This is a genomic window from Clostridia bacterium (genome assembly GCA_017620395.1).
Classification (GTDB): domain Bacteria; phylum Bacillota; class Clostridia; order Oscillospirales; family RGIG8002; genus RGIG8002.
The window spans coordinates 1-22,820 of record JAFZQJ010000030.1; the positions used below are offsets into that span (position 1 = coordinate 1).

The following is a 22,820-nucleotide window of genomic DNA, read 5'->3' on the forward strand; positions in this document are numbered from 1 at the left end:
CATGGCTTCGTATTCGGCGGCGACGATGGCTTCGCCCTTCTCTACCTCTACCTCGTAGGTTTTTCCGTTGAGAGTAATTTTATATTTCATATCGGGTTCCGTCCTTTCGTCACTTTACTTCTTTGATGGAGATGAAGCGCAGGGTGTTCAGCGGCTCGCCGAGCTTGTCGGCGGTTATCGCCATGAGCATCGCCGCGGTCTTGTCGGGCACGTCGAAGAGCTTGACCTCGCCGCAGGAGCCGGGGGCTTCCGCGACCGGCGCGGCGGGAGCTTCGGCCGCTGCCGCGGGCGCGACTTCGGCGGGCGCCGCCTTATCCTTCAGGAACACGCCCATCAGCTTGATGACGCCCATCAGCAGCACGAGCACCGCGAAGACGACCAGCAGGCCGAGCCCGGCGATCGCGAGCACGCCGCCGGCGGACTTCGCCATCTCGGCGTTGGAGTTCGCGCCCGTCGCGGCTGCCGCTTCGGAAATGAATCTCAGCATATCGGTATCCCGTCCTTTCAGATGGCTTCGATGGTGTACTTCGCCTTATTCTCCGCGTTGGCGCGGCGGTCGGTCAGGAACTTCTCCGCCTGCTGCGGGAAGGCGATGTAGGAGAGGACGTCCTCGTCGGTCTCGGCGAGGTCGCCGATCTCGGCGCGCGCCTTCTCTATCTGCGGCTCGAGCGTGTCCGCGAAGCGGCAGGTGATGCGCTCCTCGCCCTCAAGCCCCTTCTTCATAAGGTCGGCGTCGATCTCGCCGGGGGCGCGGCCGTATTCGCCGCGGAGGTACGCCTTTATCTCCTTGCTGATGGTCTTGTAGCGTTCGCCCTGCAGGACGTTCGTCGCCGCCTGGACGCCGACCATCTGGCTCATCGGAGTTACCAGCGGAGGATAGCCCATGTCCTTGCGGACGCGGGGGGTCTCTTCAAGCACCTCGGGCAGACGGTCGAGCGCGTTCTGCGCCTTCAGCTGCGCGATGAGGTTGGAGAGCATTCCGCCGGGGATCTTGTAGTTCAGCGCGTCGGTGTCGGTCGCGAGCACGCGGGGGTTCAGCTTGCCGGCTTCGAGGAACTCGTCGCGGACGGGCTTGAACCAGTCGTTGACCTGCTTCGTGACGGCGTCGTCAAGGTCGACTTCGTAGCCGAGGCGGCGCAGCGCGAACGCGAGCGTTTCGGTCGCGGGCTGGGAGGTGCCGCCGGAGAAGCAGGAGGTCGCCGTGTCGATGACGTCGGCGCCGGCTTCAACGGCCTTCAGATAGGTCATGTACGCAAGGCCGGTCGTGCAGTGCGTGTGGACGACGAGCGGCAGGTCGACGGCGTTCTTGATCGCGGAAACGAGGTCGTACGCCTCGTCCGGAGTCATGACGCCCGCCATATCCTTGATGCAGATAGAGTTGACGCCCATTTCCTGCATCTCCTTGCAGAGCTTGACGTAGTTCTCAAGCGTATGCACCGGACTGGTGGTGTAGGAGATCGCGCCGGAGGCGTGGGCGCCGCATTTCAGCGTTTCTTCCACCGCGACCTTGATGTTGCGGATGTCGTTGAGCGCGTCGAAAATGCGGATGATGTCTATGCCGTTTTTGACGGAAAGCTGCACGAAGCGGCGGACGACGTCGTCCGGATAGTGCTTGTAGCCGAGCAGGTTCTGACCGCGCAGCAGCATCTGCAGCTTGGTATCGGGCATCTTCTCCTTGATCCTGCGGAGGCGCTCCCACGGGTCCTCGTTCAGATAGCGCAGGCAGGAGTCGAAGGTCGCTCCGCCCCAGCATTCGACGGAGTAGTAGCCCGCCTTGTTCATCGTTTCGAGTATGCCCTCGAACTTATCGAAGGGCAGTCTGGTGGCGATGAGCGACTGGTTGGCGTCCCTCAGCACCGTTTCGGTGAAACCGACTTTTTTCATATTCACTCGTCCTTTCGAGGTAAAATGCGTTCGCAAAGCGCTGTTTGCGGGTCGTCCGGCGGCGCAAGCGGCATCGCGCCCCTCATCTCCCGCCATTATACAGTATATCACACACGAAGCGTGAATGCAAGCGGTTTCACAACAAATTGCGAAGCCGTTTTATAATAGACTGATTGGCGGTAAGGACAACACGGTTTTGAACGGCGGATTTTGCCCCGTTCCGTGTTAAAATGCTCGGCAATACAGCAAGTATTGCCTTGCGCTTTTGCCTTGAACGAAACAAAATCGGTTCGTTCAAAACTGCTCCGCACCTGAAAGCGAGGCAAATCCGAGGGATTTGCGGCGCGGAGGACGACGGCGGGCCGGCGCCCGCCGAGGACAACAAGCCGGAAAGTTCCGGATTTGACCGCTTATCAGGCGTATTGTCCTTATCGCCGATCAGTCATTTCTGATTTTACTATTTACAAATCCTGAAAAATATGTTATTCTTTTATTCGAAAGGGGGTCTGATTAATGGAACTTAAAGGAAGCAAAACCGAGAAAAACCTGATGGAGGCGTTCGCCGGCGAATCGCAGGCGAGGAACAAGTACACCTACTTCGCTTCTAAGGCGAAGAAGGAGGGCTACGAGCAGATAGCCGCCATTTTCGAGGAGACCGCGATAAACGAGAAGGAGCACGCCAAGCTGTGGTTCAAGCACCTGGGCGGCATCGGCACGACCGCCGAGAACCTTCTTGCCGCCGCCTCCGGCGAAAACGGCGAGTGGACCGATATGTATCCGCGCATGGCCGCGGAGGCGAAGGAGGAGGGATTCCTCCAGATCGCCGCGCAGTTCGAGGGCGTAGCGAAGATCGAGAAGGCACACGAGGAGAGATACCGCAAGCTGCTTGCGGCGCTCGAGGCCGGCGCCGTCTTCGAGAAGGACGGGACCTATATGTGGAAGTGCCGCAACTGCGGTCATATCCACGTCGGCAAGTCCGCTCCGCAGGTCTGCCCCGTCTGCGCCCATCCGCAGGCATATTTTGAGATCGTCGTCGAAAACTACTGAGTTTTTTCGGTGAGGCCTTTCGCTCAGCGCGACAGGTCAAGGTCAGAAAGAAAAACGCCGCGTCGAAAGACGCGGCGCTTTTATTGTTGTCAGCGGTCATTTGTCGTTCAAACGCTCCGCGTGAATGCGCGGACGAGCGATGCTCGTCCCTACGGGCTGTCATCCCGAGCGTCAGCGAGGGATCCCACACCGTAAGCAGACGCCTGCATACGTTGTCATCCTGAGCGAAGGCGAAGCCGGAGTCGAAGGATCTTGTCGGTAACGGTCGTGTTATCGGGAAAGTGTGCAGTCGGAAACGGGGGCTACGCTTTGTTTTCTTTCGCGGCGTTCTGTTTTCTTTCGCGGCGTTACGCTGAAAGGGATAGCTCGTCTTTAAGATCCTTCGACTGCGCAACCTTCGGTTGCTCCGCTCAGGATGACAAACCGACCGCTGCGCTGCGTGAGATCCTTCGGCTGCGCGATGCTTCGCATCGCTCCGCTCAGGATGACAAAGGACGGCGCGGGTGCGTGAATGCGCGGACGAGCGATGCTCGTCCCTACGGGCGCGGCGGACGCTTTTACATAACGCAAACCGCGCGGCATTTCTGCCGCGCGGTATGAGTAAACGTTCGCTTTTCCGGTGTAAGCGGTACCGTTTCCGCGCGCCGTGGCTGAACGGCTGCGGAAGTCCCCTTCTCCGCGGCGTAGGACGCGGGAAAGGTCGTAAGCTCTGAACTCAAAACCATCAGCCGACGCTTACGCGCAGGTTTACGGTTTTAAGTTATGACGCGGCTGCGCCGCGGTTATGAACTCGCCTTCGGCGAGCGTTGACACAAATCGCTCCGCGATTCGCGTCAGACCAGCTCGATGATCGCCATCTCGGCGGCATCGCCGCGGCGCGGACCGGTCTTGATAACGCGGGTATAACCGCCGTTGCGGCTTTCATACCTGGGCGCTATCTCGTTGAACAGCTTGCTGACGACGTCTTCCTTCGTGATGAAGGCGAGCGCCTGACGGCGGCTGTGAAGAGTATTCTTTTTGCCGAGAGTGACCATCTTGTCGGCGACGGAGCGCAGCTCCTTCGCTCTGTAAAGGGTGGTCTCGATGCGGCCGTGCTCCAGCAGCGCCGTGACCATGCCTCTCATCATCGCGATGCGGTGATCGGTCGGTCTCCCGAGTTTTCTCGTTCCGGGCATATCAAATATCCTCCCTGTATCATTCTTCTTCCCTGCGCAGGGACAAGCCCAGCGAGGCGATCTTGGAGATGACTTCTTCAAGCGACTTCTTGCCGAGGTTTCTGACCTTGATCATATCTTCCTCGGTGAACTTGATGAGGTCTTCCACCGTGTTGATTCCCGCCCGTTTCAGGCAGTTGAAGGAACGCACCGAGAAATCCAGCTCCTCGATAGTCATCTCGAGGACCTTTTCCTTGCTCGCTTCTTCCTTCTCAATGATTATGGAAGCGTCCTTCGCCTCCTGCGTCAGCTCGACGAAGAGGTTCAGATGCTCGGTGAGCACCTTCGCGGCGAGGGCGACGACGGATTTCGCGGAAACCGTGCCGTTCGTCCAGACCTCGAGGATCAGCTTGTCGTAATCGGTGAGCGACCCGACGCGGGTGTTCTCAACCTTGTAGTTGACCTTCAGCACCGGAGTGTAAACGGAGTCGACCGGGATAACGCCGATGGCGTCGTCGTCCGACTTGTTGCGCTCGGAGCCTACGTAGCCGCGGCCGCCGTTGATGACCAGCTTCATGCGGAGCTCGGCGTCTTTGTCAAGAGTCGCTATGTGAAGCTCGGGGTTGAGGATCTCCACCTCGGCGTCCGGCTGGATGCTTCCGGCGGTGACTTCACACTCGCCCTGCGCTTCGATATATACGGTTTTCGGTCCTTCGCAGTTGAGCTTGGCGATAATGGACTTGACGTTGAGAATGATCTCGGTGACGTCTTCCTTCACGCCCGGGATGGTAGTGAACTCGTGCTGTACGCCCTCAATGTAGACGGACGTCACGGCGTAACCCTCAAGAGATGAGAGCAGTACGCGTCTCAGCGAGTTGCCCATTGTGATGCCGTAGCCTCTCTCAAGCGGCTCGACGACCACCTTTCCGTAGCTGCTGCCCGGTTCCGGCTCGAAAAATTCCACTTTCGGTCTTTCGATTTCGATCATATTAACCCTCCTCTGCGGTTATAATGAGACGGCTGTGCGCGCGAGGGCGCGCAAAGCCAGACGGCGCAATGCGCCGCACCTGCGGCGGATATTCCGCCTTCCTTCGGCAGTTTACTTGGAGTACAACTCGACGATGAGCTGCTCGTCTACCGGGATATCGATCTCTTCGCGGGTGGGGATGCTGAGCACCTTCGCGGCGCGCGCCTCTTTGTTGAGGTCGAGCCACTTCGGCGCCGGATGAGTCGCAGTCGCTTCGAGAACGGCCTTGATCTTTTCCTTCTCGAGAGACTTGGACGCGATGGCGACGACGTCGCCGACCTTCAGCGCGTAAGAGGGGATGTTGACCTTCTTGCCGTTGACGGTGTAGTGGCCGTGCAGCACGAGCTGTCTCGCTTCCGGTCTGGAAAGCGCGAAGCCGCAGCGATAGACCACGTTGTCAAGTCTCGTCTCGAGAAGCTGGAGCAGGTTCGTACCGGTCTGGCCGGGTCTTCTCTCAGCTTCCGCGAAATAGTTGCGGAACTGGGTCTCGAGAACGCCGTAGATCCTTCTGGCTCTCTGCTTGGCGCGGAGCTGGATGCCGTATTCAGAGGACTTTTTGCGTCCCTTGCCGTGCTGGCCGGGAGCGAAGGGGCGGACGTTCATCGCGCACTTCTCGGAATAGCACTTCGCGCCTTTCAGGAAGAGCTTCTCGCCCTCTCTGCGGCACTGTCTGCATACCGCTTCAGTATATCTTGCCATATTCTTATTCCTCCGTTACACGCGTCTTCTCTTGGGCGGACGGCATCCGTTGTGGGGGATCGGCGTGACGTCTTTGATCATGCTGATCTCCAGGCCGGCTGCCTGCAGCGCCCTGATGGCCGCTTCTCTGCCCGAACCGGGGCCCTTGACGTAAACTTCGACGGAGCGAAGCCCGTATTCCATCGCCGCCTTCGCGGCGGTCTCCGCGGCGGACTGAGCTGCGAACGGAGTGGACTTACGGGAGCCGCGGAAGCCGAGGCCGCCCGCGGACGCCCAGGACAGAGCGTTGCCCTGCGTGTCGGTTATCGTTACGATCGTGTTGTTGAAGGTCGACTGGATGTGAGCCGCGCCCTTGTCAACAAACTTTTTCTCACGGCGGCGACGGACTGTCGTAGCGCCTTTTTTCGCTGTTTTAGCTGCCATTATTCCGTTGCCTCCTTACTTCTTCTTGTTCGCAATGGTCTTCTTCGGGCCCTTGCGGGTTCTCGCGTTGGTCTTGGAGCGCTGGCCGCGGACGGGCAGTCCCTTGCGGTGACGCACGCCTCTGTAGCAGCCGATCTCGACCAGACGCTTGATGTCGAGCGCGACTTCTCTGCGAAGGTCGCCTTCGACGCTGTAATTCGCCTCGATGAACTCCCTGATCTTGGAAACTTCATCGTCGGTAAGGTCTTTGACTCTGGTATCGGGATTGATTCCCGTTTTGCTCAAAATCTCGTTTGAGCGGGTTCTGCCGATGCCGTAGATATAGGTGAGGCCTATCTCAACGCGCTTTTCGTTCGGCAGATCAACACCGGAAATTCGTGCCATTTACTTCTGCACCTCCATTTTATTAGCCCTGCTTCTGCTTGTGCTTGGGGTTCTCACAGATGACCATGACGCGCCCCTTGCGCTTGATTATCTTGCACTTTTCACACATCGGTTTTACCGAAGGTCTGACTTTCATAATATTTTCCTCCTACGCTATGCGATTTTTCGCTGTGCTTCAGCGGCGGAAACCCGCCTCTTACTTGTTTCTCCAGGTGATGCGGCCTCTTGTCAGGTCGTAGGGAGACATCTCGAGAGTCACCCTGTCGCCCGGGAGAATCTTGATGTAGTTCATTCTGAGTTTGCCCGAGATATGCGCCAGAACGATGTGGTCATTCTGCAGCTTCACCGAGAACATGGCGTTGGGAAGCGCCTCGACGACTACTCCTTCCAGTTCGATCATATCTTCTTTTGACATAAATTACCTCCAGGAACTTAACAACTTTCTGAGAACGTGGTCTTCCGCGTTTTTCGCATCCGCGGTATCAAGTTTGCCCAAATACGCGAGATGCCTGACGTTTTTGCGTTTCGGCTTCGCAGTCTTGCGAAGCTCTCCGTCGACGACGGAGGCGACGCCGTTTTCAACGGCGACGACCGCGTAGACGCGGCCTTTGTCGTGCCCCGCACGGGACCGGACGACGCATCCGGGTTCAATTTCCATAGAAATCTCCTTCTGCGTTATACCTTCGTCAGTATCTCCGCGCCGTTCGGCGTAATGGCGACCGTATGCTCGAAATGCGCGGACAGCATGTGATCCGCGGTAACAACGGTCCACTCATTGGGTAGGGTGTAGACGCGCTCGCTGCCCTGCGTGAGCATCGGCTCGATCGCGATCGTCATACCCTCACAAAGTCTGACGCCGTGCCCCGCCCTGCCGTAATTCGGCACGTCCGGCGGCTCGTGAAGGTGCGTTCCGACTCCGTGGCCGGTGTAGTCCCGCAGCACGGAGTATCCGTGCGCGAGCGCCTCGCACTCCACCGCGGAACCGATATCGCCGATGCGGTTGCCTATAAGCGCCGCTTCGATGCCTCTGTCCCGCGCCGTCTTCGTCACCTCGCAGAGGCGCTTCGCTTCTTCGCTGACGCTTCCGCAGTAAAAGGTGCAGGCGGTGTCTGAATGGTAGCCCTTTTTGTACGCTCCGACGTCGATCGTGACGATGTCGCCCTCGCGGACTATCCTGTCTTTCGACGGGATGCCGTGGATGACCTCCTCGTTGATCGATATGCACGCGGACGCGGGAAAGCCCTGATAATTCAGGAATGACGGAGTGGCTCCGTGCTTTTCGATAAAGTGACGGATGAACTTATCCAGCTCGGCGGTCGTAACGCCGTCCTTTATGCGTTCTCCGGTCTCCGCGAGAGCAGCCGCGGCTATTTTACCCGCCTCCCGCATCAACTCCAATTCAGCTTTATCTTTAAGCACTATCATATCAGCCACGCACTATCCCGACGATGTCGCTCGCGATCTTTTCGATCGGGGCGTCTCCGCTGACGGGGAAAAGGATCCCTCTCTCGCGGTAATACGCCTCGAGCGGTTCGGTCTGACGGTGAAAGACCGCCAGCCGCTCGCGTACGACCTCCTCCCTGTCGTCCTCGCGGACGCTCAGGGGCTCGCCGCATACCCCGCAGCGGTCTCCCGCCGGGGACGGATTGTTTTCAAGGTGGTAGGTCGCGCCGCACTTCAGGCAGACGCGGCGTCCGCTCATGCGCTTGATAAGCGCATCGTCGGCTACCTCGATGTCAATAACCTTGTCTATAATAATCCCCATCCCGCAAAGCCCTTCCGCCTGCGCGACGGTGCGCGGGAAGCCGTCGAGTATGAACCCTCCGGCGCAGTCGGGCTTCGCGAGTCTGGTCTTTACTATACCGATAACAGTTTCGTCCGCAACGAGTCTGCCTTCGTTTATCGCCTGCCGGGCCTGAACGCCCAGCTCGCTTCCGGCGGCTATCTCTTCGCGGATGATGTTACCTGTGGAAATCGTCGGCACGCCCAGCGTTTCCGCCAGCAGCGCCGCCTGAGTTCCCTTCCCCGCTCCGGGGGGGCCGAAGAATATCAGCTTCATAGGAACCGGAAATTACTCAAGGAATCCCTTGTAGTGTCTCATCATCAGCTGGGACTCGATCGCTTCCATCGTGTCGAGCGCAACGCCGACGCAGATGAGGAGCGTGGTACCGCCGATGCCCAGGTTGCCGACCTGCGGGAACAGGATTCCGACAAGCACCGGGATTATCGCGATCAGCGCGACCGCGAAGGCGCCTATGAGCGTGATCTTGTTGAGTATCTTCTTGATGTACTGGACGGTCGGTTCGCCCGGACGGATGCCGGGGATCGAGCCGCTGTTCTTCCTCAGGTTATTCGCGATCTCCTGCGGATCGTAGGAAATCGAAATGTAGAAGAAGTTGAAGAAGATTATCAACAGGAAGAATACGATGGCGTATACCCAGGACCTCGGTCCGAACCACTTCTGGATGAAGACTATCCATCCCTGAGTCTGGTCCGCGAAGAACTCGGTGATCATCTGCGGCATGCTCACAAGGGAGCTGGCGAAGATGATGGACATAACGCCGGACATATTCAGCTTGAAGGGGATGTGGGTGCTCTGTCCGCCGTAGACCTTGCGGCCGACGACGCGCTTGGCGTACTGAACGGCTATGCGGCGTTCGGTCGCCGAGATTATCACGACGTAGACGATCATGAACAGTATGCCCAGAATGATCGCGGTCGCGAGGAGCCATTCGCTGTTGCGGTACAGCTCGATAAGATAGAGCACCAGGCTCTTGAAGTTCGCCAGAATACCGGCGAAGAGGATCATGGAGATACCGTTGCCGATACCCTTCTCGTTGATCTGTTCGCCCAGCCACATGACAAGCGCGGTGCCGGCCACGAAGCAGGCGATGATGACGATGGCTCTGAACCAGTCGCCGCCGCCGAAAGGCGTGTTGGTCGCGAGGACCGCCTGAGTCGATCCGTCTTCGAGCGTCGCGGTGTTGCGGGTCAGGGTGATGTAGTACACGAAGCCCTGCAGCAGACCGAGAGTGACGGCGACGTAACGGGTGATCTGCGCGATGCGCTTTCTGCCGTTCTCCTCATCCTTCGAGAGTCTCTCGAGGGCGGGGATCGCGACGGTCAGCAGCTGCATGATTATGGACGCGTTGATGAAGGGCGTGATGGACATCGCGAACAGCGTTGCGTTCTGGAACGCGCCGCCGGTCAGCAGTCCGAGGTACGTCGACAACGTGCCCTGCTGGCTCGATGCTGCCGCCTGGACGGCGTCGGGGTTCAGGAACGGAACCATGACGTGGCATCCGAGACGGAAGATGAGAATGATGAAAAGGGTGTAGATGATCTTGCTTCTTATCTCCCGAACTCTGAAAGCGTTCTTAAGCGTCGAAAACATCAGATCACCTCGGCCTTTCCGCCGGCAGCTTCAATCTTCTGCTGCGCAGCCTTGGTGAAGCCGGCCGCCTTGACGGTAAGCTTCTTGGTCAGCTCGCCGTTGGCGAGGATCCTTATGCCGTCGTTAGCCTTGGAGATAACGCCGGTGTCGAGGAGAAGCTGCGCGTCGACCACGGTGCCGTTGTCGAAACGCTCGAGCTCATAGATATAGACCTCGACGAGCTTCTTGGCGAACACGTTCGTGAAGCCTCTCTTGGGCAGGCGTCTGGTGATGGGCATCTGGCCGCCTTCGAATCCGACACGGACTCCGCCGCCGGAGCGCGCGTTCTGTCCCTTGTGTCCTTTGCCGGCGGTCTTGCCGTTGCCGCTGCCCGCGCCTCTGCCTTTGCGCCATGCCTTTCTGGAATCGCCCTCGGCAGGTGTGAGATCACACAATTTCATACGCGTAGCACCTCCTTACAGTTCTTTGACTTCTACTAAGTAGCAGATGTGGGCGAGCTTGCCGTTGGTCGCGTCATTGACGGGCTGAACGCTCTTGTCGCCGATCTTGCGAAGTCCCATGGAATTCGCGGTGGCGATGTGGCTCTTCTTCCTGCCGATGAGGGACTTGACGAGCTTGACTTCTACCTGCTTGTTGTTCTTTGCGGTAGCCATAATTTATCCTCCCTATCCGACGATCTCGGCGGGCGTCTTTCCTCTGACTTCCGCCACCTGCTCTATGCTGCGCAGGCTCTTGAGTCCCTCCATCGTCGCGTAAACGACGTTGATGGGGTTGTTGGAACGAAGGCACTTCGCTCTGACGTCTCTGACGCCGACCGCCTCGACGACGGCTCTGACGGCGCCCGACGCGATAACGCCGGTACCGGGGGCGGCGGGCTTGAGCATAACTCTGCCCGCGCCGAACGCGCCGATCGTTTCATGAGGAAGCGTGGTGCCCTTCAGGGCGACCTTGACGAGGTTCTTCTTGGCGTCTTCGATACCCTTGCGGATGGCGTCCGGAACTTCGCCGGCCTTGCCCAGACCTACGCCGACGGTGCCGTTTCCGTCACCGACGACGACGATCGCGGCGAACTTGTAGATACGTCCGCCCTTGACGGTCTTGGATACGCGGTTTATGGCGACTACCTTTTCGGTAAGTTCAAACTGCTGTGCATCTATTCTTGACATCGTATTCCTCCCCATCAGAACTTCAGTCCGTTTTCACGGGCCGCTTCGGCGAGAGCCTGTACTCTGCCGTGATAGATGTAACCGCCGCGGTCGAAAACGACGTTCTCGATGCCGGCGTCCAGCGCCTTCTTCGCGATAAGCTCGCCGACCTTCTTGGCGCCTTCCTTGTTGCCTCCGCTGACGCCGAAGCCCTTCTCGAGAGAAGAGGCGGCGACCAGCGTCTTGCCGGCGACGTCGTCGATGATCTGGGCGTAGATGTTGCTCGTGCTGCGATAAACGCTCAGGCGCGGTCTTTCGGGAGTTCCGGATATCTTGTTCCTGACTCTGAAGTGTCTCTTGAGTCTGGCAGCGTTGGAATCTTTCTTATTGATCATATCTTCTCACTCCTTACTTCGCGGTCTTGCCGGCCTTGCCTTCCTTGCGGCGGATGTGCTCGGTCACGTACTTGATGCCCTTGCCCTTATAGGGTTCCGGCGGACGCTTTTCTCTGACTTCCGCGGCAAACTGGCCGACCTTCTGCTTATCGGGACCGGAAATGATGATCTTGTTCGGGCCGGGGACGTCGATGGTGATGCCGTCGATCTCGTCCATAACGACCTGATGGGAATAACCGAGATTCATGACCAGCTGCTTGCCCTGCTTCTGGGCTCTGTAACCGGTGCCGTTGACCTCGAGCTCCTTGGAGAAGCCGTCGGTGACGCCAACGACCATATTGTGGAGCAGCGCGCGGGTAAGACCGTGGAGCGCTCTGTTCTCCTTCTCGTCGTCGGGACGTTCAACGGTGATCTGTCCGTCTTCCATAGTCAGCTTCATCGTGGGGCAGAGGGGCTGCTCAAGGGTTCCCTTGGGGCCCTTTACCGTTACGACGTTGCCTTCCTTGATATCGACGGTAACTCCGGCGGGGATGACGATAGGCTTTTTACCGATTCGTGACATTTCTCTTCCTCCCTTACCAGACGAAGGCGAGAACTTCGCCGCCGATGTTTTCCTTGCGCGCCACTCTGTCGGTCATAACGCCCTTGGAGGTGGACACGATGGCTATTCCCAGACCGCGCATGACCTTCGGAAGCTCCTCGCTCGACGCGTAAATGCGGAGACCGGGCTTCGAAACTCTGCGGAGTCCCTGAATGACCTGCGATTTGTTGGGACCGTACTTCAGGACGATGCGGATTATTCCCTGCTTACCGTCCTCGATATTGGTCCAGCTCTTGATATATCCCTCGTCCAGAAGCACCTGAGCAATAGCCTTCTTTATGTTGGACGCAGGAACATCAACCGAATCGTGCTTTGCCGAATTCGCGTTACGGATACGGGTGAGCATATCGGCAATGGAATCTGTTGTCTGCATTATTTCTTCCTCCTTATAAAGCGGTTATTACCAGGACGCCTTCTTGACGCCGGGGATGTAGCCCTTGTAAGCCAGCTCGCGGAAGCATATTCTGCATATGCCGTACTTGCGGAGATACGCGTGCGGTCTGCCGCATATCTTGCAACGGTTGTAGGCACGCGTGGAGAACTTCGGCGTACGCTGCTGCTTTATCTTCATTGACGTTTTAGCCATAACTTTTCTCCTCCTACTTCGCGAACGGAGCGCCCATCAGCGTGAGCAGCTCTTTGGCTTCTTCGTCGTTGGGCGCGGTGGTGACGAACACTACGTTCATACCGCGGACCTTCTCGACCTTGTCATACTCGATCTCGGGGAATATCAGCTGCTCCTTCAGGCCGAGCGCGTAGTTTCCTCTGCCGTCGAAGGCGTCCGGGTTGATGCCGCGGAAGTCTCTGACGCGGGGAAGCGCCACGGAGAAGAGGCGGTCGACGAACTCGTACATCATGTCGCCGCGAAGGGTGACCTTGACGCCGATGCTCATGCCCTCTCTCAGCTTGAAGTTAGCGACCGACTTCTTCGCCTTGGTGACGACCGGTCTCTGACCGGTGATCGTGGCGACGTCCTTTACGATCGCGTCAAGCGCTTTCTGATTGTCCTTGCAGTCGCCCGCTCCGACGTTGACGATGACCTTGTCAAGCTTGGGTATCTGCATTACGCTCTTGTACTCAAACTTCTTCATGAGCGCGGGAGCGACTTCGTTTTTATAAAAGTCCTTTAATCTTGCCATCTCTACTCTCCTCACTTGAAGGTCTTTCCGCAGTCCGCGCGGCGGCACTTGCGGAGCTTCGTCACGTTGCCCTTGGCGTCGACGCTGACTTCATGACCGACTCTGGTGGGCTTGCCGCACTTGGGGCAGACAAGCATTACCTTGCTGGCGTGAAGAGCGCCCTCGGCGGCGATGATACCGCCCTGCTCGCCCTGCTTGCGGGGTTTGACGTGCTTTTGCTTTATGTTGCGTCCCTCGACGATGACCTTGCCCTCTTTCGGGGAAACGGCCACGACCTTGCCGGTCTTGCCGACGTCGCCGTTCTTGCCGTGTCTGCCGCTGATGACCATTACGGTATCGCCGGTCTTAACATGTACTTTCATTCTCGTTCCTCCCCATCAAAGCACTTCGGGCGCGAGGCTGAGGATCTTCATGTAATCCTTTTCTCTCAGCTCTCTGGCGACCGGTCCAAAGATACGGGTACCTCTGGGGTTCTTGTCTTCCTTGATGATAACCGCCGCATTTTCATCGAAGCGGATGGTGGAGCCGTCGTCACGGCGGAGCTCCTTCGCGGTGCGCACGATAACGCAGCGAACGACCTCGCCCTTCTTGACGACGCCGCCCGGCGCGGCCTTCTTGACGGAAGCCACGACGACGTCTCCGATGCCGGCGTATCTCCGGCGGGTGCCTCCCAGAACACGGATGCACATAAGCTCCTTCGCTCCGGTATTGTCCGCCGCTTTAAGATAGGTCTGCATTTGTATCATAATACGTTTTCCTCCTTAAACCGAAAGCGAATTACTTCGCCTTCTCGACGATCTCAACCAGTCTCCAGCGCTTATCCTTGGAGATCGGCCTCGTTTCCATGACGCGGACGACGTCGCCGATCGCGCACTCGTTGTTTTCGTCATGGGCCTTCAGCTTGTAAGTTCTCTTAACGACTTTTTTGTAAAGCGGGTGCTTGACGTGCTCCTCGATGGCGACGACGACCGTCTTATCCATCTTGTCGCTTACGACCTTGCCGACACGCTCTTTTCTGAGATTTCTTTCCATTACTTATCGGCTCCTCCCGCAGCGGCTATCTCTTTTTCGCGGATAACCGTCTTGACTCTCGCGATGTCCTTCTTGACGAGGTTGATCCTGACGGGGTTCGTCAGCTGGTTGATCGCGTGCTGGAAGCGAAGGTTGAACAGCTCTTCCTTCAGCTCCTTGAGCTGATCGTTCAGCTCGATCACGCTGAGTTCTTTAAGCTCTTTTACGTTTTTCACTTCGCTTCGACCTCCTCTTCCCTGGTCACAAAGCGGCACTTGATAGGCAGCTTGTGGGCGGCGAGTCGGAGCGCCTCCTTGGCGGTGGCTTCCGGTACTCCGGCGATCTCAAACAGGACTCTGCCCGGCTTGACGACCGCTACCCAGTACTCCGGCGAACCTTTACCGGAACCCATGCGGGTCTCGGCCGGCTTCTCGGTCACGGGCTTGTGCGGGAAAATCTTGATGTAGACGTTACCGCCTCTCTTGATGTAACGCGTGAGCGCGATACGGGCGGCTTCTATCTGGTTGCTGGTGATCCAGCTCGGCTCGAGGGCCTGGAGGCCGTATTCGCCGTTGGTCACCTTGTTGCCGCGGAGCGCTTTGCCCTTAAGGCGGCCGCGCTGCTGCTTGCGGTATTTAACTCTCTTCGGGATAAGCATCAGCGGTTACCCCCTCTTCTTCTCTGAGTGTTTCCGGAATCGGCAAGGACTTCGCCCTTGTAGATCCAGACCTTGACGCCGATAACGCCGTAGGTGGTGTGCGCTTCGGCGAAACCGTAGTCGATATCCGCGCGCAGAGTCTGCAGCGGAATGGTGCCCTCGTGATAATGCTCGGTACGGGCGATCTCGGCGCCGCCGAGACGACCGCTGACGCAGGTCTTGATACCCTTCGCGCCGAGCTTCATCGTTCTGCCGATCGCCTGCTTAAGGGCGCGGCGGAAGGAAACGCGCTTCTCGAGCTGCTGCGCGACGTTCTCGGCAACCAGCTGAGCGTTAAGATCGGGCTCCTTGATGGCGACGGCGTTGAGCATGACCGGCTTGGAAGCGATCTTCTCGACGTCGGCGCGGAGCGCCTCGATGCCTTCGCCGTTTCTGCCGATAATCATACCGGGTCTGGCGCAGTACACGTTGATGCGGATCTTCGCGTTATCGCGCTCTATCTCGAGACGGGCGACGCCCGCGTCATAGAGCTTCTTCTTCAGGAATTCCCTGATCTTGTAGTCCTCGACAAGCAGATCGCCGAACTCTTCGTCCTTCGCGTACCACTTGGAGTCCCATCCTTTGATGACGCCTACACGGAGACCGTGCGGATTAACTTTCTGTCCCATTGATCTGCCTCCTTACTCTTCGCGTTCTTTGAGAACGACGGTTATGTGCGAGGTGCGCTTGAGAATGCGCGCCGCGCTGCCCTTCGCTCTCGGTCTGATCCTCTTGAGGGTCGGGCCGGGGGTCACGAAGCACTCGGCTACGTAAAGCTTGGAGCGGTCCATGCCGTTGTTGTTCTCGGCGTTCGCGGCGGCGGATCTGACGAGCTTCTCAACGTCTCTGCAAACGAGCTTCGGCGTGTTGCTCAGGATCGCCAGCGCCTCTCTGAGGTCCTTATTTCTGATAAGGTCGAGGACAATTTTTACTTTTCTGGGAGATACTCTCAGGTATCTCAGATGCGCAATAGCCTGCATAAAAATTCTCCCTTCCTTACTTCGTGTTGGAGGTCTTGCTGCCCGAGTGCGACCTGAAGGTACGCGTGGGGGCAAACTCTCCCAGTCTGTGGCCGACCATATCCTCCGTCACGTACACCGGAACGTGCTTGCGTCCGTCGTGAACGGCGATCGTGTGGCCGACGAAATCCGGAAAGATGGTGGACGCTCTGCTCCAGGTCTTGAGAACGCGCTTCTCGCCGGCTTTGTTCATTTCAATGATCCTGTTGTAAAGACGCTGCTCTACAAACGGACCCTTTTTAATGCTTCTTCCCATAAGTCTCTTTCCTCCCTCGCATTACTTACCGTTGCGGCGCTTGACAATGAACTTGTCAGTGCGGTGGTTCTTCTTGCGGGTCTTGTATCCCAGCGCGGGCTTGCCCCAAGGAGTGACAGGGCCGGGACGGCCGATCGGGGATTTGCCTTCGCCGCCGCCGTGCGGGTGGTCGTTCGGGTTCATGACGGAACCGCGGACCGTGGGACGGATGCCTCTGTGACGGGTGCGTCCGGCCTTACCGACGTTGACGTTCTCATGGTCGATGTTCGACGCCTGGCCGATGCTGGCGATGCAGCGGACGGAGATGAGGCGGACTTCGCCGGAGGGAAGTCTGACCTGGGCGTATTCGCCCTCCTTCGCCATAAGCTGCGCCATGGTGCCGGCGCTGCGGACGAGCTGGCCGCCCCTGCCGGGGTGAAGCTCGATGTTGTAGATGAAGGTACCGACCGGAATGGAGCTTATCGGCAGGGTGTTGCCGGGCTTGATGTCCGCGGCCGCGCCGTTGACGATAACGTCGCCGACCTTCAGCTTGTGAGGCGCTATGATGTACGCCTTCTCGCCGTCTTCGTACTTCACCAGAGCGATGAAGGAGGAACGGTTGGGATCGTATTCAAGAGACTGCACCGTCGCGGGCATATCCTGCTTGGCGCGCTTGAAATCGATGATCCTGTACTTCTGTCTGTTGCCGCCGCCCTGATGGCGAACGGTGATCCTGCCGTAAGAGTTTCTGCCCGCGTGCTTCTTCTTGGGAGCCAGCAGGCTCTTCTCCGGCTTGACCTTGGAAAGCTCGGTATAATCCGTGACGGTCATGCCTCTGCGGCCCGGAGTCGTCGGATTATAAGTTTTTATAGCCATAATTCAATCTCCTTAAACAAATTCTCCCGCTGTTTAGTGCGGATAATCGCTCACTTACATGAGTCCCTCGAAGAACTCGATGGGCTTGCTTTCCTTCGTGAGCTTGACGATCGCTTTTTTCCAGGCGGAGGTGTAACCGGACGTGTAGCCCTGTCTCCTCGGCTTGCCCTTCATGTTGATCGTGTGGACGTCGGCGACCTTGACGTTGAACAGCTCCTCGACCGCAGCGGCGATCTGGGCTTTGTTGGCGCGGGGCGCGACCTTGAAGGTGTAGCGCTTATAGGTAACGCCGTCCATGGAGTTTTCGGTGATGATGGGTCTGAGAATAATATCCTGAGCCGTCATTACGCATACACCTCCTGCAGCTTCTCGACAGCGTCCTTCGCGATGACGAGGCTGTCGTACTTGATGAGGTCATAGGTGCTGATGTTGTTCAGCGGAATGACCTTGACGCCCTCGATGTTGCGGGCGCTGCGGTAGATGATATTGTCGGATTCCGCGGTGACGAGCAGCGCGTTGGCGACGTTCATCTCTTCCAGCATCTTGACGATGCTCTTGGTCTTTATCTCGTCGAGCTTCAGCTCGTCGATGACGTAGATCTCTTCCTCGCCGGCTTTGACGGAGAGGGCGCTCTTGAGCGCGAGGCGTCTGGCCTTCTTGTTGATCTCGTAGCTGTAGTCCCTAGGCTTGGGAGCGAAGGCGATACCGCCGTGAGTCCACTGCGGAGCGCGGGTCGAACCCTGTCTCGCTCTGCCGGTGCCCTTCTGGCGCCACGGCTTCTTGCCGCCGCCGCTTACTTCGGCGCGGGTCAGCGCGGACTGCGTGCCCTGACGGCAGTTGGCCAGGTGGTTCTTGACCGCCGCGTGCATGACCGCGGTGTTGGGCTCGATGCCGAAAATCGCGTCGTTGAGGTCGAAATCGCCGACCTTCTTGCCGCTGATGTTATAAAGTCCAGCCTTTGCCATTATTTGTTACCTCCCTTGACAGCCGCCGTAACGGTGACGATGCCGCCCTTGTTGCCCGGGACGGCGCCCTTGACCGCGATCACGTTGTTCTCGGCGTCAACCTTGACGACGATGAGGTTCTGAACGGTGATCTTCTCGTTGCCCATTCTGCCGGGCATCCGGGTTCCCTTGAACACGCGGGAAGGGTCGGAGTTCATGCCCGTCGAACCGACGCTGCGGTGGACGGGGCCGGCGCCGTGGCTCATCGGGAGCCTGTGAGCGCCGTAACGCTTGATGGTGCCCGCGGTGCCCTTGCCCTTGGATACGCCGCTGACGTCGACAACGTCGCCTTCAGCGAAAACGTCAGCCTTGATAACGTCGCCGACGTTGTATTCACCCTCGAGCTTGAACTCCCTGAGGAACTTCTTGGGGGCGGCGCCCGCCTTAGCGAAGTGTCCCTTTTCGGGCTTGTTCACATTCTTTTCCGCGGCGTCAGCGAATCCGAGCTGAAGCGCCTCGTAGCCGTCGGTCTCGACCGTCTTCTTCTGGATCACCGTGCAGGGACCCGCCTCGATAACGGTAACGGGGGTAACGTTTCCGTCCTCGTCGAAGATCTGAGTCATACCGAGCTTTCTGCCGATAATGGCCTTTGTCATTTCTTTTTCCTCCTTTGGTTATTGGTTGGCCGCGGTTTCTTCATTATATATATAAACCTCGGTCAACTTGACCCTCCGCTCAGTTTCTGATCTCCATCTCGACGCCGGCGGGCAGCTCGAAGCTGGCAAGCGCCTCCATGGTCTTGGCGGACGGATTCAGTATGTCAATGAGGCGCTTGTGCGTTCTCATCTCAAACTGCTCTCTGGAATCCTTGTACTTGTGGACCGCGCGGAGTATCGTGACGATCTCCTTCTTGGTCGGAAGCGGGATGGGGCCGGAGACCTTCGCTCCGGTGCGCTCCGCGGCTTCGACGATCTTCGCGGCGGACGCGTCGATCAGCTGATGATCGTACGCCTTGAGTCTGATTCTGACTTTCTCTTTGTTTGCCATGTGTGTTTTTCCTCCTACCGAAAATAGATTAGCCCCGGAAGCGTGTCTTTTTCTGACACGCCGCCGAGCGTTTCGCCCCTGCCCGTTAAATAACCGGCAGAGCCGCAGTTGCCGCAGTCACCGGAGCATAACGCATATTTTCGGGTTACCGAATACGTCACCGGGCACGGCCGTCCGATTTGCACGGACGTTGGCGTCGGGGGTGTCCCCTCCGCCGGAGCTCCGCGGAAATAACCCGTCTCTGGGACGGCAACCTCCCGCTTCATCGCTCCCGTAGGTCTGTTCGTACTGCCGCGGCCGCCGCCGGAGTAACGACTTCCGGCCGCCGGATCCGCGCCGTCTGCGCTCGCTGCGCAGGCTTCCGCAGTATGGGGTTTAACAAACCACGCTCGGCAATAATATCACAACCGAGCGCGAAATGCAAGCATTTTTTTGCGATTTTTGAAAAAATTTTTTTCGCGGTTATATTTAGTGGAAATACGCGGGCGCGGGCACAAGATATGGACGCGGCTGAACGTCGCCGAATAATCCCGCGCCGTCAGCAGGGCACCTGTCATCCTGAAGCGGCGCAGCCGCTGAAGGATCCCGCACCTTTTCCGACCGGTTGCATAAGGATGGGGATCCCTCGCTTCGCTCGGGATGACAGCTCGTAGGGACGAGCACCGCTCGTCCGTGCATTCTCGCACCCGCGCCGCCCTTTGTCATCCTGAGCGAAGCGGCGGAACGCCGCGCAGTCGAAGGATCTTAAAGACGAGCTGTCCTTTTCAGCGCAACGCCGCGCAAGAAAACGGAACGCCGCGCAGGAAAACGAAGCGTAACCCCCGTTTCCGACTGCACACTTTTCCGATAACACGACCGTTACCTTCAAGATCCTTCGACTTCGTAACGCTGCGCGTTACTTCGCTCAGGATGACAACGTGTGCAGCCGTCCGCGAAAGGCGTGGGATCTCTCGCTTCGCTCGGGATGACAGAAACGGCGGGGGTTATTCCTCGCCGCTTTCTTCCTTATTATATATAATAGAGTCCGCGGGGGCGGGCTCGTCCGGTTCGGGCGCGGTTTCGTCCGGTTCGGGGGCGGGTTCGTCCGCTTCGGCGGGCTCGTCCGCTTCGGGCGGCGGAGCGTCCTTGCCCTTCGGCTTCAGGTGCTTGCGCGTTCGTTTGCCGATCTCGTCGGCTTTGGCGGCTTCGGCGGCTTCTTCGGCGGCTTCCGGATCGCGCAGGCCGATCAGCCACCATTTTATCTTGCGGTAGAGCGCGAGCGGCGTGGCGTTGATGCGCCAGAGCGCGAAACCGACGCCGATTATGACCGCCAGCGTGATGATCAGCAGCGCGATACGCTCCCTGCCGAGCACGAAGAGCACCGCGACCGCGCCGAGGATGACGCAGACGCCGTAAATGAACGCGACCGACTGCTTCTGCGAAAGCCCGAGGGCGAGCAGGCGGTGATGTATGTGCTTCTTATCCGCGTGGACGGGTGACTGCCCCTTCAGTATGCGGCGCACGGCGGAGAATATTATCTCGAATATCGGCAGGCCGAGAATAATTATCGGCACGGCGACCGACACGACGGCGTACATTTTGAAAAGTCCGGCGACAGACGCGCACGCCAGCACGTAGCCGATGAAGGACGCGCCGGTCTCGCCCATGAAGATGCTCGCCGGGTTGAAGTTATACGGCAGGAAGCCGATGCACGCGCCCGCGAGCGCCGCCGTCAGTATCGCGGAGGGCGCGTCGTTGAGCAGCACCGCGATTATCAGCAGCGTAAGCGACGAGATGCTCGCCACTCCCGCGGCGAGTCCGTCGAGTCCGTCGATGAGATTCACGGCGTTGATCAGCAGGATTATCCAGCCCATCGTTATCGGCACGGAGAGCCAGCCGAGCGAGAGGTATTCCTTCGACGAGAAAACGAGGATGTTGTTGAGCACGTCGATACGCACGCCCGACGCCACGGCGATCCCCGCCGCGACGAGCTGGAAGATAAACTTCTTCATCGGGCGCAGGTTGTATTTATCGTCAAGTATGCCGCCGGTCACGAGCACCGCGCCGCCCGCGAGGAAGCCGAAGTAGCTCTTGTCGAGGTAGGGGTAGAAGCACATGGTCGCCGTCGCGAACGCGATGAATATGGCAAGGCCGCCCATTCGCGGAATGGGCTTGCGATGCACCCTGCGGTCGTCCTTCGGGACGTCGATGGCGCCGATGAGTATCGCGAGTCTGCGCGCGAACGGCGAGGCGAAAAAGCACATCAGCGCCGCGATCGCGAACGCGGCGAGCACCCACCCGAAGGGCAGCGACGTAAATGTAACGTAGACGGTTGAGTTATCCATAAGCTCCCGATTGCGAACGCTTTGCGTTCGCAGGTTATGTTCGCGCCTATCGGCGCGAGGTAATTTCACGGCTGCCGCCGTGAGGTAAATTCGCCCTTCGGGCGAGGTAAATTCATCCCTTCGGGATGAGGTAAGGAGCAAATTGCCTGCGGCAATTTGAATTATTATTGCCTTTGGCAATTTCACTCCCTCAGTCGCCTTCGGCGACAGCTCCCTCGTCTGAGGGAGCTTCCCGGACTTTGAGTAAAAAGCGAGGGATTTTCGGATGATTTTCGGCGCGGAAGGACGAAGGCCAGGCTATCTGCCTGCCAAGGACGACAAGCCGAAAAGGGCCGAAAATCACCGCTTTTATCTTTGCAGCAGTCCGACTTTCTTATATACCTTGCGCAGCGTCTTGCCGGAAACGTACAGCGCGGCTTCCGCGCCGTCGGCGCAGACCTTCTCGAGGTACGCCCTGTCGTTCATCAAGCGGTCGTACTCGGCGCGGATGGGATCCATCACATTCGCGACGGCTTCGCCCACGGCGAGTTTGAAGTCGCCGTAGCCTTTGCCCTCGAACTCGCGCTCGACCTGCTCCGGCGAAGCGCCGGTGGCGGCGCAGTATATATCGATGAGGTTGTTTATACCTTCCTTGCCCTCTCCCCTGCGCACCTCGGCGCCGGAATCGGTGACGGCGCGTTTGAACTTGCGGACGACGGTGTCTTTGTCGTCAAGCATCGAAACGTAGCCGTTCGGGTTGGGATCGGATTTCGACATCTTCTTCGCGGGGTCCTGCAGGCTCATGACGCGGGCGCCCTGCTTCGGCATATACGGCTCCGGCACGGTGAAGACGCCGGGGAAGATGCCGTTGAAGCGCACGGCGATGTTGCGGGCGAGCTCCAGGTGCTGCTTCTGGTCGTTGCCGATCGGCACGACGTCGGCGTTGTAAAGCAGTATGTCGGACGCCATCAGCACCGGGTAGTCGAAAAGTCCGGCGTTGACGTTGTCGGCGTGGCTCTGGGACTTATCCTTGAACTGCGTCATGCGCGAAAGCTCGCCGAAGGGCGTCCAGCAGTTGAGTATCCACGCGAGCTCCGCGTGGGTGTGGACGTGGCTCTGCACGAAAAGCAGACTGCGCGAGGGGTCGATGCCGCAGGCGATCGCCAGCGATATCGCGGAAAGGGTGCGCTTGCGCAGCTCCGCGGGCTCCTGCCGCACGGTAAGCGCGTGCAGGTCGGCGATTGCGTAGATGCAGTCGAACTCCTCCTGCAGCGCCGCCCAGTTTTTGAGCGCGCCGAAGTAGTTGCCGATGGTCGGCGTGCCGCTCGGCTGTATCGCGCTGAAGCTTATCTTCTTTTTCGTATTCTCTTCCATATAATATATACCTCTCTTATCG

General features: G+C 58.5%; 37 protein-coding genes. 1 reads left to right on the forward strand and 36 read right to left on the reverse strand.

What is annotated here, in order from left to right; all coding sequences use genetic code 11:
* Positions 1–109 precede the first annotated feature (109 nt).
* Both J5441_06760 and J5441_06765 read right to left on the reverse strand, forming a co-directional pair.
* Entirely contained in the window at positions 110–430 is a 321-nt protein-coding gene (locus J5441_06760; GenBank protein MBO4934845.1) for an OadG family protein, read from the reverse strand.
* A 74-nt stretch (positions 431–504) separates the two neighbouring features.
* Positions 505–1,884 carry a pyruvate carboxylase subunit B gene (locus J5441_06765; protein ID MBO4934846.1) on the reverse strand — a complete coding sequence of 460 codons (1,380 nt, stop codon included), beginning with the start codon at positions 1,882–1,884 and terminating at the stop codon, positions 505–507.
* Positions 1,885–2,397: 513 nt separating this feature from the next.
* On the opposite strand from J5441_06765, the gene J5441_06770 reads away from it, so the two are divergent.
* On the forward strand, positions 2,398–2,931 hold the full coding sequence (locus J5441_06770) for a rubrerythrin family protein (GenBank protein ID MBO4934847.1): 534 nt from the start codon (positions 2,398–2,400) through the stop codon (positions 2,929–2,931).
* Positions 2,932–3,764: 833 nt separating this feature from the next.
* On the opposite strand, the gene rplQ is transcribed toward J5441_06770, so the two are convergent.
* From rplQ to trpS, 34 genes are all read right to left on the reverse strand, one after another.
* Positions 3,765–4,106, reverse strand: coding sequence for a 50S ribosomal protein L17 (rplQ, locus tag J5441_06775; GenBank protein ID MBO4934848.1), 342 nt, complete (start codon positions 4,104–4,106; stop codon positions 3,765–3,767).
* 19 nt (positions 4,107–4,125) lie between these two features.
* Positions 4,126–5,073, reverse strand: a complete 948-nt coding sequence (locus J5441_06780; GenBank protein MBO4934849.1) for a DNA-directed RNA polymerase subunit alpha — start codon at positions 5,071–5,073, stop codon at positions 4,126–4,128.
* Positions 5,074–5,184: 111 nt separating this feature from the next.
* On the reverse strand, positions 5,185–5,811 hold the full coding sequence (gene rpsD, locus J5441_06785; GenBank protein ID MBO4934850.1) for a 30S ribosomal protein S4: 627 nt from the start codon (positions 5,809–5,811) through the stop codon (positions 5,185–5,187).
* A gap of 15 nt (positions 5,812–5,826) precedes the next feature.
* On the reverse strand, positions 5,827–6,234 hold the full coding sequence (gene rpsK / locus J5441_06790; GenBank protein MBO4934851.1) for a 30S ribosomal protein S11: 408 nt from the start codon (positions 6,232–6,234) through the stop codon (positions 5,827–5,829).
* A gap of 15 nt (positions 6,235–6,249) precedes the next feature.
* Positions 6,250–6,618, reverse strand: a complete 369-nt coding sequence (gene rpsM, locus J5441_06795) for a 30S ribosomal protein S13 (protein MBO4934852.1) — start codon at positions 6,616–6,618, stop codon at positions 6,250–6,252.
* Between the two features lie 22 nt (positions 6,619–6,640).
* Positions 6,641–6,754 carry a 50S ribosomal protein L36 gene (rpmJ, locus tag J5441_06800; GenBank protein MBO4934853.1) on the reverse strand — a complete coding sequence of 38 codons (114 nt, stop codon included), beginning with the start codon at positions 6,752–6,754 and terminating at the stop codon, positions 6,641–6,643.
* Positions 6,755–6,814: 60 nt separating this feature from the next.
* A complete protein-coding gene (gene infA / locus J5441_06805) occupies positions 6,815–7,033 on the reverse strand; it encodes a translation initiation factor IF-1 (GenBank protein MBO4934854.1) in 219 nt (72 codons plus the stop codon).
* A 3-nt stretch (positions 7,034–7,036) separates the two neighbouring features.
* Entirely contained in the window at positions 7,037–7,276 is a 240-nt protein-coding gene (locus J5441_06810; GenBank protein MBO4934855.1) for a KOW domain-containing RNA-binding protein, read from the reverse strand.
* Between the two features lie 17 nt (positions 7,277–7,293).
* A complete protein-coding gene (gene map / locus J5441_06815) occupies positions 7,294–8,043 on the reverse strand; it encodes a type I methionyl aminopeptidase (protein MBO4934856.1) in 750 nt (249 codons plus the stop codon).
* 1 nt (position 8,044) lies between these two features.
* Complete coding sequence (locus tag J5441_06820) at positions 8,045–8,677, reverse strand: adenylate kinase (GenBank protein MBO4934857.1); 633 nt, start codon at positions 8,675–8,677, stop codon at positions 8,045–8,047.
* A gap of 12 nt (positions 8,678–8,689) precedes the next feature.
* Entirely contained in the window at positions 8,690–10,012 is a 1,323-nt protein-coding gene (gene secY, locus J5441_06825; protein ID MBO4934858.1) for a preprotein translocase subunit SecY, read from the reverse strand.
* Positions 10,012–10,452, reverse strand: coding sequence for a 50S ribosomal protein L15 (gene rplO / locus J5441_06830; GenBank protein ID MBO4934859.1), 441 nt, complete (start codon positions 10,450–10,452; stop codon positions 10,012–10,014). The genes secY and rplO overlap by 1 nt, the downstream gene beginning before the upstream one ends.
* A gap of 15 nt (positions 10,453–10,467) precedes the next feature.
* Complete coding sequence (gene rpmD / locus J5441_06835; protein MBO4934860.1) at positions 10,468–10,665, reverse strand: 50S ribosomal protein L30; 198 nt, start codon at positions 10,663–10,665, stop codon at positions 10,468–10,470.
* Between the two features lie 12 nt (positions 10,666–10,677).
* Entirely contained in the window at positions 10,678–11,178 is a 501-nt protein-coding gene (gene rpsE / locus J5441_06840; GenBank protein MBO4934861.1) for a 30S ribosomal protein S5, read from the reverse strand.
* 14 nt (positions 11,179–11,192) lie between these two features.
* Positions 11,193–11,552: a 50S ribosomal protein L18 gene (rplR, locus tag J5441_06845; GenBank protein ID MBO4934862.1), complete on the reverse strand. Its 360-nt coding sequence runs from the start codon at positions 11,550–11,552 to the stop codon at positions 11,193–11,195.
* 13 nt (positions 11,553–11,565) lie between these two features.
* Complete coding sequence (rplF, locus tag J5441_06850; protein MBO4934863.1) at positions 11,566–12,114, reverse strand: 50S ribosomal protein L6; 549 nt, start codon at positions 12,112–12,114, stop codon at positions 11,566–11,568.
* Between the two features lie 13 nt (positions 12,115–12,127).
* On the reverse strand, positions 12,128–12,526 hold the full coding sequence (gene rpsH, locus J5441_06855) for a 30S ribosomal protein S8 (GenBank protein MBO4934864.1): 399 nt from the start codon (positions 12,524–12,526) through the stop codon (positions 12,128–12,130).
* Positions 12,527–12,553: 27 nt separating this feature from the next.
* The gene (locus tag J5441_06860) at positions 12,554–12,739 is read right to left on the reverse strand and encodes a type Z 30S ribosomal protein S14 (GenBank protein MBO4934865.1); all 186 of its coding nucleotides are present in this window, start codon (positions 12,737–12,739) and stop codon (positions 12,554–12,556) included.
* Between the two features lie 13 nt (positions 12,740–12,752).
* Entirely contained in the window at positions 12,753–13,292 is a 540-nt protein-coding gene (gene rplE / locus J5441_06865; protein MBO4934866.1) for a 50S ribosomal protein L5, read from the reverse strand.
* Positions 13,293–13,303: 11 nt separating this feature from the next.
* Positions 13,304–13,654, reverse strand: coding sequence for a 50S ribosomal protein L24 (locus tag J5441_06870; GenBank protein ID MBO4934867.1), 351 nt, complete (start codon positions 13,652–13,654; stop codon positions 13,304–13,306).
* A 15-nt stretch (positions 13,655–13,669) separates the two neighbouring features.
* Positions 13,670–14,038, reverse strand: coding sequence for a 50S ribosomal protein L14 (gene rplN / locus J5441_06875; protein ID MBO4934868.1), 369 nt, complete (start codon positions 14,036–14,038; stop codon positions 13,670–13,672).
* Positions 14,039–14,069: 31 nt separating this feature from the next.
* Positions 14,070–14,324 carry a 30S ribosomal protein S17 gene (gene rpsQ / locus J5441_06880; GenBank protein ID MBO4934869.1) on the reverse strand — a complete coding sequence of 85 codons (255 nt, stop codon included), beginning with the start codon at positions 14,322–14,324 and terminating at the stop codon, positions 14,070–14,072.
* Positions 14,324–14,539 carry a 50S ribosomal protein L29 gene (gene rpmC, locus J5441_06885; GenBank protein MBO4934870.1) on the reverse strand — a complete coding sequence of 72 codons (216 nt, stop codon included), beginning with the start codon at positions 14,537–14,539 and terminating at the stop codon, positions 14,324–14,326. The genes rpsQ and rpmC overlap by 1 nt, the downstream gene beginning before the upstream one ends.
* Positions 14,536–14,961 (reverse strand): 50S ribosomal protein L16, encoded by a 426-nt coding sequence (gene rplP / locus J5441_06890; protein MBO4934871.1) that lies wholly within the window; start codon positions 14,959–14,961, stop codon positions 14,536–14,538. The genes rpmC and rplP overlap by 4 nt, the downstream gene beginning before the upstream one ends.
* Entirely contained in the window at positions 14,961–15,629 is a 669-nt protein-coding gene (gene rpsC, locus J5441_06895; protein ID MBO4934872.1) for a 30S ribosomal protein S3, read from the reverse strand. Before rpsC ends, rplP begins: the two co-directional genes overlap by 1 nt.
* Positions 15,630–15,641: 12 nt before the next feature.
* Complete coding sequence (rplV, locus tag J5441_06900) at positions 15,642–15,980, reverse strand: 50S ribosomal protein L22 (GenBank protein MBO4934873.1); 339 nt, start codon at positions 15,978–15,980, stop codon at positions 15,642–15,644.
* A gap of 16 nt (positions 15,981–15,996) precedes the next feature.
* Positions 15,997–16,275, reverse strand: a complete 279-nt coding sequence (gene rpsS / locus J5441_06905; protein ID MBO4934874.1) for a 30S ribosomal protein S19 — start codon at positions 16,273–16,275, stop codon at positions 15,997–15,999.
* 21 nt (positions 16,276–16,296) lie between these two features.
* The gene (gene rplB, locus J5441_06910; protein ID MBO4934875.1) at positions 16,297–17,130 is read right to left on the reverse strand and encodes a 50S ribosomal protein L2; all 834 of its coding nucleotides are present in this window, start codon (positions 17,128–17,130) and stop codon (positions 16,297–16,299) included.
* A gap of 54 nt (positions 17,131–17,184) precedes the next feature.
* Positions 17,185–17,475, reverse strand: a complete 291-nt coding sequence (gene rplW, locus J5441_06915) for a 50S ribosomal protein L23 (protein MBO4934876.1) — start codon at positions 17,473–17,475, stop codon at positions 17,185–17,187.
* Complete coding sequence (rplD, locus tag J5441_06920) at positions 17,475–18,095, reverse strand: 50S ribosomal protein L4 (GenBank protein MBO4934877.1); 621 nt, start codon at positions 18,093–18,095, stop codon at positions 17,475–17,477. The genes rplW and rplD overlap by 1 nt, the downstream gene beginning before the upstream one ends.
* A complete protein-coding gene (rplC, locus tag J5441_06925; protein ID MBO4934878.1) occupies positions 18,095–18,730 on the reverse strand; it encodes a 50S ribosomal protein L3 in 636 nt (211 codons plus the stop codon). Before rplC ends, rplD begins: the two co-directional genes overlap by 1 nt.
* 79 nt (positions 18,731–18,809) lie before the next feature.
* Positions 18,810–19,121: a 30S ribosomal protein S10 gene (gene rpsJ, locus J5441_06930; GenBank protein ID MBO4934879.1), complete on the reverse strand. Its 312-nt coding sequence runs from the start codon at positions 19,119–19,121 to the stop codon at positions 18,810–18,812.
* A 983-nt stretch (positions 19,122–20,104) separates the two neighbouring features.
* Positions 20,105–21,445 carry an undecaprenyl/decaprenyl-phosphate alpha-N-acetylglucosaminyl 1-phosphate transferase gene (locus tag J5441_06935; GenBank protein MBO4934880.1) on the reverse strand — a complete coding sequence of 447 codons (1,341 nt, stop codon included), beginning with the start codon at positions 21,443–21,445 and terminating at the stop codon, positions 20,105–20,107.
* Positions 21,446–21,793: 348 nt separating this feature from the next.
* Positions 21,794–22,798, reverse strand: a complete 1,005-nt coding sequence (gene trpS, locus J5441_06940) for a tryptophan--tRNA ligase (GenBank protein MBO4934881.1) — start codon at positions 22,796–22,798, stop codon at positions 21,794–21,796.
* Positions 22,799–22,820 lie beyond the last annotated feature (22 nt).